This window comes from Roseateles sp. SL47 (assembly GCF_026625885.1).
GTDB lineage: Bacteria > Pseudomonadota > Gammaproteobacteria > Burkholderiales > Burkholderiaceae_C > Roseateles.
In genome coordinates this window covers 3,823,697-3,839,111 of record NZ_CP113068.1, presented here as the reverse complement: position 1 = coordinate 3,839,111, position 15,415 = coordinate 3,823,697, and the positions used below count along the sequence as shown (strand labels likewise).

13 protein-coding genes are annotated in these 15,415 nt (G+C 65.2%); 8 read left to right on the top strand and 5 right to left on the bottom strand.

The genetic code is table 11. The features are described 5' to 3' along the window. Positions 1-9 precede the first annotated feature (9 nt). The gene (locus OU995_RS16940) at positions 10-933 is read right to left on the bottom strand and encodes a branched-chain amino acid ABC transporter permease (protein WP_267831182.1); all 924 of its coding nucleotides are present in this window, start codon (positions 931-933) and stop codon (positions 10-12) included. A gap of 649 nt (positions 934-1,582) precedes the next feature. Between OU995_RS16940 and OU995_RS16935 the strand changes: the two genes are divergently transcribed. Together OU995_RS16935 and OU995_RS16930 are read left to right on the top strand one after the other, a co-directional pair. Next, entirely contained in the window at positions 1,583-3,493 is a 1,911-nt protein-coding gene (locus tag OU995_RS16935; protein ID WP_267831181.1) for a sensor histidine kinase, read from the top strand. Beyond that, positions 3,486-4,826 carry a sigma-54-dependent transcriptional regulator gene (locus OU995_RS16930; protein WP_267831180.1) on the top strand — a complete coding sequence of 447 codons (1,341 nt, stop codon included), beginning with the start codon at positions 3,486-3,488 and terminating at the stop codon, positions 4,824-4,826. The genes OU995_RS16935 and OU995_RS16930 overlap by 8 nt, the downstream gene beginning before the upstream one ends. 359 nt (positions 4,827-5,185) lie before the next feature. Here the strand turns inward: OU995_RS16930 and OU995_RS16925 are convergent, their stop codons facing one another. The 4 genes from OU995_RS16925 to OU995_RS16910 all read right to left on the bottom strand — a co-directional run bounded on the left by OU995_RS16925 (position 5,186) and on the right by OU995_RS16910 (position 8,004). After that, positions 5,186-5,818 (bottom strand): trimeric intracellular cation channel family protein, encoded by a 633-nt coding sequence (locus OU995_RS16925; protein ID WP_267831179.1) that lies wholly within the window; start codon positions 5,816-5,818, stop codon positions 5,186-5,188. A 54-nt stretch (positions 5,819-5,872) separates the two neighbouring features. After that, on the bottom strand, positions 5,873-6,403 hold the full coding sequence (locus tag OU995_RS16920) for a hypothetical protein (RefSeq protein ID WP_267831178.1): 531 nt from the start codon (positions 6,401-6,403) through the stop codon (positions 5,873-5,875). Between the two features lie 12 nt (positions 6,404-6,415). Then, entirely contained in the window at positions 6,416-7,420 is a 1,005-nt protein-coding gene (locus tag OU995_RS16915) for a beta-1,6-N-acetylglucosaminyltransferase (protein ID WP_267831177.1), read from the bottom strand. A 224-nt stretch (positions 7,421-7,644) separates the two neighbouring features. Further along, positions 7,645-8,004 carry a response regulator gene (locus tag OU995_RS16910; RefSeq protein ID WP_267831176.1) on the bottom strand — a complete coding sequence of 120 codons (360 nt, stop codon included), beginning with the start codon at positions 8,002-8,004 and terminating at the stop codon, positions 7,645-7,647. A gap of 215 nt (positions 8,005-8,219) precedes the next feature. Between OU995_RS16910 and OU995_RS16905 the strand changes: the two genes are divergently transcribed. The 6 genes from OU995_RS16905 to OU995_RS16880 all read left to right on the top strand — a co-directional run bounded on the left by OU995_RS16905 (position 8,220) and on the right by OU995_RS16880 (position 15,163). Then, positions 8,220-9,242 carry a LacI family DNA-binding transcriptional regulator gene (locus OU995_RS16905; RefSeq protein ID WP_267831175.1) on the top strand — a complete coding sequence of 341 codons (1,023 nt, stop codon included), beginning with the start codon at positions 8,220-8,222 and terminating at the stop codon, positions 9,240-9,242. A gap of 127 nt (positions 9,243-9,369) precedes the next feature. After that, positions 9,370-10,758 carry an ABC transporter substrate-binding protein gene (locus OU995_RS16900; RefSeq protein ID WP_267831174.1) on the top strand — a complete coding sequence of 463 codons (1,389 nt, stop codon included), beginning with the start codon at positions 9,370-9,372 and terminating at the stop codon, positions 10,756-10,758. 10 nt (positions 10,759-10,768) lie between these two features. Further along, positions 10,769-11,707: a carbohydrate ABC transporter permease gene (locus OU995_RS16895; protein ID WP_267831173.1), complete on the top strand. Its 939-nt coding sequence runs from the start codon at positions 10,769-10,771 to the stop codon at positions 11,705-11,707. Positions 11,708-11,714: 7 nt separating this feature from the next. Next, complete coding sequence (locus OU995_RS16890) at positions 11,715-12,593, top strand: carbohydrate ABC transporter permease (RefSeq protein ID WP_267831172.1); 879 nt, start codon at positions 11,715-11,717, stop codon at positions 12,591-12,593. 28 nt (positions 12,594-12,621) lie between these two features. Further along, positions 12,622-14,034, top strand: coding sequence for a GH1 family beta-glucosidase (locus OU995_RS16885; protein WP_267831170.1), 1,413 nt, complete (start codon positions 12,622-12,624; stop codon positions 14,032-14,034). Between the two features lie 19 nt (positions 14,035-14,053). Then, entirely contained in the window at positions 14,054-15,163 is a 1,110-nt protein-coding gene (locus tag OU995_RS16880; RefSeq protein ID WP_267831169.1) for an ABC transporter ATP-binding protein, read from the top strand. Positions 15,164-15,415 lie beyond the last annotated feature (252 nt).

Below are 15,415 nucleotides of genomic sequence, written 5' to 3'. Positions count from 1 at the left end.
AGGGTCTCCTCAGGCGCGGTCCGCCACTCGCTCACCCAGCAGGCCGGACGGACGCAGGGTCAGCACCAGAATCAGGGAGAGGAAGGCGAAGATGTCGGAGTAGTGGCTGCCCAGCACGCCGCCGGTCCAGTCACCCAGATAACCGGCGCCGATGGCTTCGATCAGGCCCAGCAGCAGCCCGCCCAGCATGGCGCCGGAAAGGTTGCCGATGCCACCCAGCACGGCGGCGCAGAACGCCTTCAGGCCAGGCGTGAAGCCCATGTCGTGCTTCACCGTGCCGTAGTTGGCCGCCCACATCAGACCAGCCACCGCCGCCAGGGCGGCGCCAATCACGAAGGTCAGCGAGATCACCGCGTCCGGTTTGATGCCCATCAGCGCCGCCACACGGGGGTTTTCCGCCGTGGCACGCATGGCACGGCCCATGCGGGTGTGGTTCACCAGGAAGACCAGCCCGGCCAGCATCACGACCGTCACCACCAGAATGACGATCTGCGTCATGGTGATGGTGGCGCCCAAGACCGGAATCGGATCACTGGGGAGCAGTTGCGGGAAGGACTTGGGGTTCGGCTTCCAGATGATCATGGCCAGGGTCTGCAGCAGCAGCGACATGCCCATGGCGGTGATCAGCGGCGCCAGCCGTGGCGCGTTGCGCAAGGGCCGGTAGGCGATCTTTTCAATCACATAGTTGAGCAGTGAGCACACGACCACCGCACAGACGAGCGCGATGATCATGAGCACCCAGCCTGGCAGGCCGCTACCGGCGAGCGCGGTCACGACCGTCCAGCTCACGATGGCGCCGACCATCAGCACCTCCCCGTGGGCGAAGTTGATCAGGCTGATGATCCCGTAAACCATCGTGTAGCCCAGTGCCACCAGCGCATACATGCTGCCCAGCACCAGACCATTGATGATCTGCTGAATAAGTATCTCCATAAGGCCCCAGCAATCTTTGTTTGAAGAACGCGTCTAGGAACGACCGGCGCAAAGGTGCAACCCTCGTGCCAGGCGAGACGTTTCAAGGGTATTCACCGAGCACAATCCCCCTGGGGACCCCACTCGGCGCGATGCCCGCAGTCTCGGCGACCTGAGGGAGGGCGAAAATCCGCACAAACCGCCTCGACATCTGGGCGATTCCCCGCCAGCCACCGGCATGAGTGACTGTGGCACGCACAGAGTGCGGCGATTTCGGCACACTACGCCAGCGCTTGGTGGGCGCCCGTGCTCACCGGTCGTCGGATTGTGATCCGGTTGAGGGCGTGGAGCGCATCCCAAGGGCAGACCATTTTGAGCGGATGCTGCCGGGACCGCCCCGCAGGCCCGCCGCCCCCGCAGGCCATGAAGGGCCGGTGGAGCACCTGGGAGCACCTGGGAGCACCACGGGCACATGGCTTCACGGGCGGACGACCGCCCCCCCCCGTGGCCATAGTCATCTGACAACGAAGACAATGTCCGACAACCCAAGCCCTGACTGCCACGCGCTCAAACACCGCCAACACCGCTTCAACCGCTTCAACCGTTTCAACCGCTTCAACCGCTTCAACCGCCGTCGATTCGACCGCCACCGACCGCCTGCCACTGCCCCGTGCCCTTGTCCTTCCCCGCCTCTTCCGCCAGCTCGCCTGCCCCTGCCGATCCGCCGTCGGTCCGGCAGCGGGTGTCGCTGCAGCTCAGCCGGCCAGGCTTTTATCTCTATGTCACCGGGGTGCTGATGGTGGTGGGGCTGGTGCTGGGCCACCGCCTGAGCGAGCGGGCCAGCCTGGACCAGCTCTCCGCCCTGGCCACCGAGCGCCTGGAGTTGTATGCGGCCAACCTTTCCACCGAACTCAGCCGCCACGCCTACCTGCCCAGCCTGCTGGCCATCGACGAAGAGGTGGGGCAGTTGATGCAGCATCCCGCCGACGAAAGCTTGCGCCGCCAGGTCAGCCAGACCTTGGCGCGTGTGAATGTGCGGGCCGGGACCACCCAGATCTTCGTGGCCGATGCGGACGGCGCCGTGCTGGCGGCCAGCGAACCGCTGCTACCGCCGCCGCGCCTGGCGCTGGCCATCAGCCAGGACCGCCACCACTTCTTTGCCGCCGACGCCAGCCCGGTGGACGGTGCAGCCACCGGCAGCACCAACTTCTTTCTGCTGCAAACGATCCGGCGCCACCAACGGCTGCTGGGCGTGATCGTGGTGAAGCTGAACCTGGCACCGCTGGAAGCCACCTGGGTGGACCTGGGCCTGCGCTCTCAGGGGGAACGCATCCTGGTGGCGGATGACCAGGGCGTGGTCATCATGAGCAGCGTGCAGGCCTGGAAATACGCGGTCCTGAGTGAAGCCGATGCCGCCCAGCGTGAACAACTGCAGGCCAGTGCCCGATACCCTCAGGCGGTGGGCCCCAACCTGGGCCTGCCGGCCGTGCTGGAGGCCTACAACAGCCTGCTGGTGAAGGCCCCTCCCCCGGCCAGCACCACGGTGCTGGCGCAGGAGCGGCAACTGCTGCCGCTGGGCCTGCGGCTGCTGGCCTTGTCCGACCTCACCGAGGTGCGCCGCCAGGCCCGTCTGGCAGCCTGGAGCGGCGCGGCCTTCGGGGCTGCGGTGGGCATGCTGGCGCTCTATCTGGCGGCACGCCGGCGCGCGGTGCGACAACTGTTTGTCGCCAAGACCCAGTTGCAGGATGCGCATGCGCGCCTGGAACGCACGGTGGATGAACGCACCGCCGAACTGCGCCAGTCCAACGACGCGCTCAAGGAGCAGATTGCGCAGCGTGAGCAGACCGAGGGCGAGCTGCTGCAGGCCAGCAAGCTGGCAGTGCTGGGGCAGATGTCGGCCGGGCTCTCGCATGAAGTCAACCAGCCGCTGACAGCGCTGCGCGCCCTGGCCCGCAATGCCCAGCGGCTGCTGGAAAACGGACGCACCCAGGCGGTGGCCGACAACCTGCAGGCCATGGACGACATGGTGGAGCGCATGGGCCGCATCACACGGCAGTTGAAGAGCTTTGCGCGCAAGGCCGAAGGGGTGGATGCCGCATCACCGCTGCTGGCCAGCGTGCGCAATGCCTACCTGCTGCTGGAGCACCGCACCCGCGACCAGCGGTTGTTCTTCGAAGCGCAGATCCCGGAAAGCCTGCGTGTGCGGGCCGAAGCCAACCGCCTGGAACAGGTGCTGGTGAACCTGTTTGCCAATGCCCTGGACGCCATGAAAGATACTGAGGGCGACCGCGACATGACGCTGCGGGTGATCACCGAGCCACTGGACGGCGGCCAGCGGGTGCTGATCAAAGTGCAGGACAGCGGTCCGGGCCTGGACGAAGACCTGCTGCCCCGACTGTTTGAACCCTTTTTCACCACCAAGCCGGCCGGCGAAGGCCTGGGCCTGGGCTTGGTGATTTCATCAAAGATCGTGCATGAGTTCGGCGGCACGCTGCGCGCGCGGCGGCTGGACCCGGGCATGAGCCTGGAGTTCGACCTGGCGGTCGACGCCTGGAATGCGGAGGAAGAAGCGCATGTTTGAAGGCTACAAGGTCGTGTTTGTGGAAGACGACCTGCCGGTGCGGGTGAGCCTCACCCAGACGCTGGAACTGGAGGGTTTGGAAGTGCTGCCCTGCCGCAGTGCGGAAGAAGCGCTGCCGCACATCCAGCCCGGAGCCCAGGTGGTGATGGTGACGGATGTGCGCCTGCCCGGCATGGACGGACGCGCCCTGCTGGACCATGTCCGTGCGACCGACCCCGGTATTCCGGTGATCCTGATCACCGCCCATGGTGACGTGCAGATGGCGGTGCAGGCCATGCGCACGGGCGCCTATGACTTCATCGAAAAACCCTTTGCGCCTGAGCGACTGCTGGAAGCGGTGATGCGCGCGCTGGACCTGCGCATGCTGCGCCATTCCGCCGAGGAACTGCGGGCGCAGTTGCAGCGGGCCAGTGGCATTGAAGCCGTGTTGCTGGGCCGGTCTGCGGCGATGCACCAGTTGCGGCGGCAGATTCTGAATCTGGCGGGCACGTCGGCGGATGTGATGATCCTGGGCGAGACGGGCACCGGCAAAGAATTGGTGGCCCGCTGCCTGCACGATCAAAGCCCGCGCCGGGACCGCCACTTCGTGGCCATCAACTGCGGGGGCCTGCCGGAGGCGCTGTTTGAGAGCGAGCTGTTCGGGCATGAACCGGGATCGTTCACTTCGGCGGCCAAGCGGCGCATCGGCAAGATCGAACATGCCAACGGGGGCACACTGCTGCTGGATGAGATCGAGACCATGCCGGTGCCGCTGCAGATCAAGCTGCTGCGAGTGCTGCAGGAACGGCGGATCGAACGCCTGGGCTCCAATGAAGAACTGCCGATCAATGTGCGTTTCATTGCGGCGAGCAAGGCCGACCTGAAGGAACTGGGCGACCGTGGCCAGTTCCGCAACGACCTTTATTACCGGCTCAACATTGCCACGCTGCAGTTGCCGCCGCTGCGGGAGCGCCGGGAAGACATTCCGCTGCTGTTTGAGCACTTTGTGGCGCAGGCCTGCGCACGGTATGAGCGCCCCGCACCGGAATTGACCCCCGAGAAGCTGCGCGAGCTGATGGCGCATGACTGGCCGGGCAATGTGCGGGAGATCCGCAATGCGGCCGACCGGTTTGTGCTGGCGCTGGAGGATCTGGACAGCCAGGCGGCGCTGAGAGACCTGCCCAGTTCCAATTTGGCCAGGCAGATGGAGCTGGTGGAAAAGGCGCTGATTGAGCAGGCCTTGCGACGCACGCAGGGCAAGGTGCCGGCGGCGATGGAATTGCTGGGCACACCGCGCAAGACGCTCTACGACAAGCTGCACCGGCACGGCATTCAGCTGGATGATTTCCGCTGAGCATGCCGATTGCCATGCCGACGTCAAAACTCGGCGCACTGCGTTGACGGACTGTGCAGCCTGCAGCGGGGCATTCACGATCAACTGCCGCAGCAGATGAATGCGCGCGCGCAGCACCGACGCAATCTGGGTGCGGGCGGTGAGGCTGCTTGATCAGTACGGATTTTCGGCTGTGGCCACCAAGCGTGGGCAAGGCGAGGTTTTCTTCTTTCAAGCGACAGGTCGCTTGAAGCGCCCCGCCTCCCCCATTGCACGATGAGGATGATGTCAAGCCGTCAATGCTCCGACGACTCCTTCAAGGCAACGCCTCACCCGCCTTGATTTCAAAGGTGAAGGTCGATCGGCGCGGGTCCTCTTCCTCAGTCGCTGAGGGGCTTGGGCAGCGGTGCCCGCCATCCGTAATGGATGGCCATCATGCGCAGGAACAGGCACAGCCCGGCACCCGCCAGTACCGGGTAGACCGGGGGCAATTCGAGGAAGTGCCCGAGCGCAACAACAACGCCGGCCATCAGGGCGGCCAGCGCATACAGGTCGGCACGCAACACAAAGGGGATCTCCCCGCTGAGCACGTCGCGGATCATGCCGCCGCCAATGCCGGTGATCATGCCCATCAAGGCGCTCATCACCGGATGGATGCCGAACTGGATGGCCTTTTGCGTGCCCACCACGGCAAACAACGCCAGGCCGATGGCGTCCAGGAATTGCATCAGCCGCTGGTAATGGACGATGTGGGACGACCAGAAAAACGTCACCAGCCCCGACAGCACGGCAATGACGAAATAGTGGATCTCCTTCATCGCGGCGGGCGGAATGGCGCCAATCAGAACGTCGCGCATCATGCCGCCTGCCACGGACACCACAAAGGCCAGGAAGAGCACACCGAACAGGTCGAACCGCTTGCGCACTCCCACCAGCGCGCCGCTGACGGCAAAGGCAATCGTACCGAGCCAGTCGAGCACTTCAAGGATGATGGCGGGGATGTCGTAGGCCATGAGGTCGGCGCAAAAAGTCGAGGCAAAAGTTCGGCGCAGAAAGTCGATCGCACCTCAGAAATCGGCTGGGTGAGCGGCCTGCTGCCGGCGTGAGCCGTAGTGATGCAGCAGCGCCAGCGCGCTGGGCAGGATCATCAGCACCACCGGCAGCAGCAAGGCCACAGCCGACAGCCACGGGAACTGCAGTTGCGTGGCAAAACGATGGGGATGGCTGTCACTCAAAAAGAGCGAGGTGGAGTGGCCCTGCAAAGACCGAAGCATCTGGGCCCGCGTGTCGGTGACCTCACGGGAATCCAGCAGCGACTCCGCGACCATTCGCTCGCCCTTGGGCGTGGACAGCATCAGCTCGCTGGTCAAGGCCACCGACGGGTTGACCTTGACCGAATCGCTCACCAGTTCGGCGTGAACATCCACGCGTTGGACGGTCACCACTTGCGGCGTGGCCTTGAGATGAAACGCCAGATCATTCAGGAACATCGCGAGCAATGCCCCGAACGTGGCGACGCCCAGCGCGAGTATCAAGATAGCGGCAACGGTGTTGAGGCGGTTCATGAAAAGTCTGCGGCGGACGTCGGAATCGTCCATGGAGCCGACACCTTACACCACGGCCGCAGCGAGGCCTTCATCATCTCCAGGAGCCAACTCGCTGTGCGGAGGCCGCTGATCGTGGTGGCGACGGACCTGAGGTGCAGCGCTGCCATGGACCGGCGCTGCGTGCACAGACGCCCGGACCAGCTCCACAGCCTGGGCCGACGTCGCTTCATTGAACTTCCGGGCGAAGAGAATCGGACCCCCGCCATACACACTGTCTTCCAGATGTTGGGGGTGTGCCAGCAACTGCCGCATATCGTCCGGCTCCAGCACATCGGGGCTTGATGCACCCGGCTTCCAGCGCGTGAAGGTCAGCGCGCGCGCAGCATGGGCGGCGAATCTGGAATTGCCGATCAAGGTCTGGATCAGGGTTTCGTCAGCGCAGGCCGTGCCCTTGATGAAGCGCACCAGGCGTGGACGGGCCGCCACTTCGGCCAGAACGAACTCGCTGCAGGCGCGAGTCAGGGCCCACCACTGACTGCCCGCAAACGGCTTCAAGTCTGCAAACGCCGGGCGATAGTCCCGGGTGGCGGGCAGCAGCCCACGGCGCACCAACCGACGGTGAATCTTCCCTGCAAGCGAGGGTCTGAACCAGCGGTCCGTCAATCGGCTCTCGGTCTTGTTGGCCTTGGCGCAGGGAATCGGCACCAGATTCACAAATTCCGTGGTGGCGTGCTCGTCAAAGAACTGCTGCAATGGAGCTGCCGGACGGAGCGGAAGATCCATGCCACTGAGCAGTACAAGCCGGTCAAATCGCTCTGCAGCGCCCAGGGCGGCCCGCATGAGCGTCATGGTGGCTTCGAGCTGGGAGTAGTCGCCCCAATGCACCTGGACCCGGTCCTGCTGCCGGCAAAACCGCACCCCCAGGGGCGTCAGTTCAGAAAAGGCAGAGGCATCCACTTTGGCGTCGATGTGGACAAAGATGCCAACATCCGGGTGGCGCAGGAGTTCAACAAGTCGGCGAAGCTGCGCCGGCGCAGTGTGCGCCATGATCAGGTAAGCGGTTTTCACGTGGGCCCTCGTCACAGGCCCAGCTCTGGTGGCTTCCGTGATCCCCCCGGGCAGTCTGGCCATCCCGGTCATCCCGGCATCGCACTGTTCGTGAGGAAACGGCCGCAAGCGCCTTCAGGCGTCGTCTTGGCTGGGCTTCTGAGGCCCGAGGATACTGGGCTGAACGATCAAATCATCGCGGACTGACGAAAACGCCACACACGCGAATTGGGGGAGATTCGACCTCACACCTTCGACGCCGCCTGATCGAGCACCGCCTTCAGCTCTTCAATCGTTGCCGGCTTGACCAGGTAAGCCGCCGCGCCACGACGCAGGGCTTCTTTGGCATCGGCAGGGTCGGACAAACCGGTCAGCAGCACGACGGTGATCGGCCCATGGCTCAGCGCCTCGCTGATGAAATCCATGCCGTGGCCATCCGGCAGGGTCCGGTCCAACACCATCACATCGGGCACACGCTGCGCAATCTGGCGGCGGGCGTCCTTCAACGAAGCGGCCATGGAGGTCTCGTAACCCTCCATCTCCAAAAGAATGGACAGGGTTTCGCTGGATTCAAGGTTGTCGTCGACCAGGACGGCGTAAGGCATGGCAGCAAGGATGGCGCAGACCATCCCCTATGTGGAAGGATGAACATCAGAGTCGCGCGAGTGACTCGCGGCCAGACGCCGCTGCGGTTCCACTCGTGCGAGCCACGGATCGGCGTCTTCAGCAATTGACGCTCCCGGTAAGCTTGAGCTTCGTTTTGCCCGCGCATCGACGCGCTTAAACTCCCCGCGACACGAACAACATCCAGACGCCGCCCATGAAGACCACCAAGACCGCCCGTCCATCCGCCAAGGTGACGTTAGGCATGGTGGCCGAAGCCAGCGGGGTGTCGCCCAGCACCGTCTCCCGCATTCTCAATGGCACGGCCGTGGTCAGCCAGGACAAGAAGGACGCCGTGGACCGGGCCATTGCCGAACTGGGCTTTGTGCCCAACCCCATCGCGCGGCTGCTCGCGGGCGGCCGCTCGCAGAGCGTGGGGGTGGTCACGCAGACGCTGGACAGCCCCTACTACGGCGTCGCCCTGCGCGGCATTGAAGAAGTGCTGGGCCCGGCCGGTTATTGCCCGCTCTTCGCCAGCGGCCATTGGAATGCCAAGGAAGAACAGCGCTGCATCGACACCCTGCGATCCCGGCGCGTGGACGGCATGATCGTGCTCACCGGCCGCTTGAGCGACGAGGCGCTTCGCAAGATGGCGAAAGAAATGCCGGTGGTCGTCACCGGGCGGTCGCTCAAGGCCACCGGCCTGTATGCACTGAACTTCAACGATTTCGAAGGCGCTCGGCTGGCCACCGATCACCTCCTGGCCCAGGGGCATCGCAAGATCGCTTTCATCTCCGGCGACCCGGTTCATCCGGACGCCCAGGAGCGCCTGCGCGGGTACCGCGCTGCCCTGGAGGCCGCCGGCATCAAATACAAGCCAGCGCTGGTCTTGCCTGGCATGTTCCATGAGGACAGCGGCGTACTGGCGGTGGAGCAGCTGATCAACAGCCGAGAACCCTTTACCGCCATCTTTTCGGCCAACGACCAGATGGCCTTTGGCGCTTCGCTGGCGCTGTACCGTCGCGGCATCCGTGTGCCGGAAGATGTCTCCATCGTCGGCTTCGACGATCTGGCCGGCGCCGCCCACAGCATCCCGCCACTGACCACCATCCATCAGGCCGGGCTGGAACTGGGCCGTTGCGCCGCCCAGGCCTTGCTGGAACTGCTCGCCGGCCAACGCCCCACCGCGCAGTTGCCGGAACCCCGGCTGATCGTCCGCTCGTCCACCCGAGCCCTCTGACGCCTCCCTTCACGCGTCCGCGCGCCCTCACCTTCGTGGCCTAGCAATAACCCTGCTACGCCCCCAAGCTGTTCACCGCTACGATGAAAGCGCTTTCATAACAAGATCAACCACGGAGACACGCTTCATGCGGCGGTGGGTTCAATGTCTGTCGGCGCTTGCGCTGACCCTGGCGGGTGGTGCCCTGGCCGGAGCGGCGATCAGCGGAGTGCTCGCCGCAGCGCCGGTGCCCCCGCCATCCCCTGGGGCGGGCCCGTCCGCCTCATCCCTGCATCCACCGATCAAGGCCCCCACGTCGGCACTGCCCACCGCCTCCACCGAAGGCGGCCCGTCGATGACACTCACAGTGGCCGCGTTCCCGGCCATTGACGAGATCGTCCGCGCCGCCCTGCCGGCCTGGCATGCCCACCATCCCGACGTGGAAGTGAAGGTACTCAGCCGCGAGGTCAACGACCACCACACCGCCATGACCACGGCCCTCTCCACCGCCAAGGGCCTGCCGGACGTGATGGCGCTGGAGGTCCCCTACCTCGGCCGCTTTGCGCAGGGTACCGGCCTGCAAGACCTGTCTCCGCCCCCGTTTGACCTGAGCCGCGATCGCGACCGTTTTGTCCGGTATGCCTTTGACCAGGCCACCACCGGCAAGGGCTCGATCATTGCAGTGCCTGCCGACATTGCCCCCGGCACCCTGCTCTACCGCACCGACCTGCTCGCCCGTGCCGGCCTCACCGAGAAGGACCTGACCACCAGTTGGGAAGGTTTTGTGGCCGCCGGGGTCCGCATCAAGGCCACCACCGGCGCCTACCTGCTGGCCCATGCGCGGGACATGAAGGACATCCTCATCCGCACCGGCATGGCCCCGGGCGAAGGTCTTTACTTCGACGCGCAATCGCGCCCCCTCGTCACCTCCGAGCGCTTTGTACGCGCCTTTGAGCTGTCCCGCGCCGTGCGGCGGCAGCAGCTGGACGCCCGCGTGGTCGCCTGGTCCGCCGACTGGACCGAGGGCTTCAAGCGCGGTGGCATTGCCACCCAGATGTCCGGCGCCTGGCTGGCCGGTCACCTGAACAACTGGCTGGCGCCCAACACGCGGGGCTGCTGGCGCGCCACCCAGTTGCCGGAGGGCGCCTTTGCCGCCTACGGGGGCACCTTCTTTGCGCTGCCCCGGCTCTCCGACCCCAGCCGCAAGGCCATGGCCTATGAATTCATCCGCTTCATGACGCTCAACCGGGACCAGCAACTGGCCGCCTTCAAATCGCAGGACGCGTTCCCGGCCCTGGTCGATGCCCAGACCGACCCCTTCTTCGACCAGCCGCTGCCCTTCCTTAACGGGCAAAGCGCCCGGCGCGACTGGCGCGAGGCGGCCAGCCACATTCGCGCATTCCCTGTCCACAAGCAGGATGCCTTTGCCCGCGAGGTCATCGACACCGAGCTGGACAAGGTGCTGGACCGCAACAAGGACATTCCCACCGCCCTGGCGGATGCCCAGCGCTTGCTGGAACTGCGTGCGCGCCGCTGAGAGGAGGCTCATGATGCGAATTCAATGGCCCTACTGGATGCGTCTGTCGCCACGTTATGCGCCCTACGCGCTGCTGGCGCCCTTCCTGATCCTGTTTATTGTCTTTGGCCTGTTCCCGCTGCTGTTTTCGCTGTATTTGTCTTTCCACAGCTGGGAGCCCACGAGCGGGCTGAGCGCCATGCAGTGGGTTGGCCTGGACAATTTCCGCTTTGCGCTGGAAGACGAATGGTTCTGGAAGTCGCTGCGCAATACCGGCTGGCTGGCCGTGGCCTCCGGCGTGCCGCAGCATCTGGTGGCCATTCCCCTGGCGACCTTCCTGCATCTGGCGTTCCGCCGCTGGCGCAATGCCCTGGTGGGCGCGTATTTCCTGCCCTACATCACCTCGTCGGTGGCCATTGCCATTCTGTTCAGCTCGCTGTTCTCCACCGACTACGGCCTGATCAACCTGGCGCTGTCCCACCTGCGGGAATGGCCGCTGATCGGCAGCCTGCTGCCCGCAGGCGCGGTGGACTGGCTGAATGATCCTGACTCGCTCAAGCCGGCCATCGCCACCCTGGTGTTCTGGCGCTATGTGGGCTTCAACGTGGTGCTGTACCTGGCCGCGCTCCAGACCATCCCGCCGGACCTGTATGAAGCCGCCACCATGGATGGTGCCGGACGCTTCCAGCAGTTCTTCCACATCACGCTGCCCAGCCTGCGGCCGATGATCTTCTTCGGTGTCACGCTCAGCATCATTGGCGGCCTGCAGCTGTTTGAGGAGCCTTTCATCCTCACCGGTGGCAAAGGCGGCTCCGACCAGGCCGGCATGACCGCTGCGGTCTATCTCTACCGCAATGCCTTCGACTTCAATGATTTCGGTGCCGCCAGTGCCATGTCCTGGCTGTTGTTCCTGATCGTGGGCGCATTGACCTGGCTCACCCACCGCGCCTTCCGCCGCAAGGACGACTGAGGCCCCCATGAGCACCACGATCCCCACCCCGATGGACGCGACGATGCGCCGCACCGCCCCCACAGCTTCCGCCCGGATGAGCACCTGGGCCGCCTACCTGCTGGTGGGTGCCGGCGCGCTGCTGATGCTGGCGCCGTTCTACTTCATGTTTGTGTTCGCCACCCACTCGCGTACCGACATCTTCAGCCTGCCCCCGCCCCTGTGGTTCGGGAACGACCTGCTGCACAACATCGAGCTGCTGACCCGCAAGCTGCCGTTCTGGCGCAACCTCGGGCTGAGCCTCTACGTGGGCTTGTGCAACACCGCGTTGACACTGCTGTTCTGCTCCATGGGCGGTTATGCCTTCGCGATGTATGAGTTCCGGTTCAAGAAGGCCCTGTTCGCCCTGGTCATGGGCACCATGCTGCTGCCCAGCTTCATGAACATGATCCCCAGCTTCATGATCATGGATCTGCTCGGCTGGATCGACCAGCCGCGCGCGCTCTACATCCCCGGCGCTGCCAGCGCCTTTGGCATCTTCCTGATGCGGCAGTTCATCGCCTCGTCGGTGCCGCGCGAACTGGTGGAGGCCGCCCGCATCGATGGCTGCGGCGAGCTGGGCATCTACGCCCGCATCGTGCTGCCGCTGCTCAAGCCGGCCCTGGGCACGCTGGGGCTCATCACCTTCATCTCCTCCTGGAACAACTTCATCGGGCCGCTGGTGGTGATGCGCTCGCCCGATATGTACACCCTGCCCCTGGCCCTGCGCAGCCTGCAGAGCCCGGTGGATACCGAATGGGGCGCGATGATGGCCGGTTCCGCCATCGCCACGCTGCCGCTGATCGTGCTCTTTGTCCTGTGCTCCCGTCAGCTCATTTCGGGCCTGACCGTGGGCGCGGTGAAGTGAGCGTCCCTCCTTGAACCCGCACGCACCGATGTCGCCTTCCAACGCCAGCCCTTTGTTGCCCACCGCCTCGCCCGAGGCATCCACCGCCACCGGCGGCCTGCCCACCGCTGCTGCCCGGCGCTTTCCGGCGGACTTTGTCTTCGGCGTGGCCACCAGCGCCTACCAGATCGAAGGCGCCCACGACCGCGATGGCAAGGGCCCGTCCATCTGGGACACCTTCTGCCGCCAGCCCGGCGCCATTGCCGATGCCAGCTCCGGCGACCTGGCCTGCGAGCACTACGACCGCTGGGAGCAGGACCTGGATCTGATCCAGAGCCTGGGCGCGCAGGCCTATCGTTTCTCGGTCTCCTGGCCGCGCGTGCGGCCCACCGGCGACGGTGCGTGGAATGAGGCCGGCCTGGCGTTTTATGAGCGTCTGGTGGACGGCATCCGCGCCCGTGGCATGAAGGCCTATCTCACCCTGAACCACTGGGACCTGCCGCAGGCGCTGCAGGACCTCGGCGGCTGGGGGGCCCGCGCCACGGTGGACCGCTTTGTTGAATACGCCGAAGGCATGGGCCGACGCCTGGGCACGAAGGTGGCCTCCATCGCCACTCACAACGAGCCCTGGGTGGTGGCGCAACTGGGCCATGAAAGCGGCATCTTCGCGCCCGGCCTCAAGGACCGCCGACTGGCCGCCCAGGTGTCGCACCACCTGCTGCTGAGCCATGGGCGTGCCATCCAGGCCCTGCGCGCCCTGAACCTGCCCGCCACGCTGGGCATTGTGCTCAACCTCTCGCCCATCTATCCGGCCACGGACTCGGCAGCCGACCGCGCCAAGGCTGTGCTGGAAGACGGCAAGCTGCGCCGCTGGTACATGGACCCCTTGTTCAAAGGCCACTATCCCCTGGATGTGCTGGAGCACCTCGGCGAGGACGCTCCGCAGGTGCAGCCGGGTGACCTGGCGCTCATCCAGCAGCCCATCGACTTCCTGGGCATCAACTACTACTCGCGCGGCATGGCCAGTGCCGACAACAGCTTTGATGCCAAGCACAGCGGCCTGCCGCTGACCGACATGGGCTGGGAGATCTATCCCCAGGGCCTGACCGACCTGCTGGTGTCACTGCACCGGGACTATCCGGAGGCCAGGCGCCTGTATGTGACGGAAAACGGCGGCGCCTTTCCGGACCCGGTCAGCCAGGACGGTCAGGTGCATGACGCCGACCGCACCTGTTATCTGGACACCCACATCGCCGCCGTCGGTGATGCACTGCAGCAAGGCGTGCCCATGGGCGGCTACATGGTCTGGAGCCTGCTGGACAACTTCGAATGGGCCTCCGGCTACGAGAAGCGCTTCGGCATCGTGCATGTGGACTACGCCACCCAGAAGCGCACGCCCAAGGACAGCGCGCTGGCCTTCCGGGACTTCCTTCGCGGCCGGACGGCCAGCAGCCAGGGCTGAACCTCCACGAAAGACCTCCATGGGACAAGTCACACTGCGCGGCCTGCGCAAGCGCTATGGCGAAAACGAAGTCATCCAGGGCATCGACCTGGAGGTGCGAGATGGCGAATTCATGGTGTTTGTCGGCCCGTCGGGCTGTGGCAAGAGCACCACGCTGCGCATGATTGCCGGGCTGGAGGAGATCAACGGCGGTGAGCTGCTGATCGACGGCGTGCGGGCCAATGAGCAGCGTCCGGCCGACCGGGGGGCCGCCATGGTGTTCCAGAGCTATGCCCTTTATCCCCACATGACCGTGGCGGAGAACATGGGCTTTGCACTGAAGATGGCCGGTGTGCGGCGCGCCGAGCGTGACGAGCAAGTGCGGCGCACCGCCGAGATCCTGCGCATCACCGATCTGTTGGACCGCACGCCCCGGCAGCTCTCCGGCGGGCAACGCCAGCGGGTGGCCATCGGCCGGGCCATTGTGCGCAAGCCCAAGGTGTTTCTGTTCGACGAGCCCTTGTCCAATCTGGATGCCGCCCTGCGCGTGGACATGCGCATCGAACTGACCCGGCTGCATCAGCAGCTCGGCACCACCATGATCTACGTCACCCATGACCAGGTGGAGGCGATGACCATGGGCGACCGGATCGCGGTGTTCCATCAGGGCCGCATCGAGCAGGTGGGAACACCCATGTCGCTGTACCGCCAACCGGCCAATGCCTTTGTGGCGGGCTTTCTGGGGGCGCCCCGCATCAATCTGATTGAACGGCCGAATGCCGCCGCACCGGCGGCCGCACGCCAGCTCTGGGACCTGCTGGGCGGCGCTCATTGGCCCGGTGCCATGCGCCTGGGACTGCGCCCGGAGCATCTCGGTGTTCAGGGCGACACGCCGGACGCCACCGGTGTTTCCGCCACCATCGCGTTGGCCGAACATCTGGGAGATGTCTCGCTGCTGCATCTGCAGGTGGAGGGCGTGCCCGACCTGCTCACCGCCAAACTGGCGATGACCGCCATGCCCCTGCGGGTGGGCGAGCGGGTGCGTTTGAAGGCACATGCGCCCGACGCGCTGGCCTTTGATCAGCAGGCACGGGCCCTCCCCTCGTTGCTGAGTGAGCCCGCAGCGTCCGGTCCGACCGTCTACGCATGACGGTGAAGCCGTCCGCACCCCGCCAGAGTTCGCCGCCCCTTCCCTGACTTCGCCTGCGCAGGCACACGCCGTCACCCGGCGTTTCAACTTCGCCGCCGTGCTGAGGCGTTTCTAGGGAAAGTCAGTAGAGCCCCCGTACACGAAGCAGATAAATTTCGACCCATTCTGAAAGCGCTTTCACGACGTTTCAAGAGCGCTTCATTTCGCCGAGCCATCGGCTCCAGCCTGCCGGATCGGTCTCTGAGACTTCAG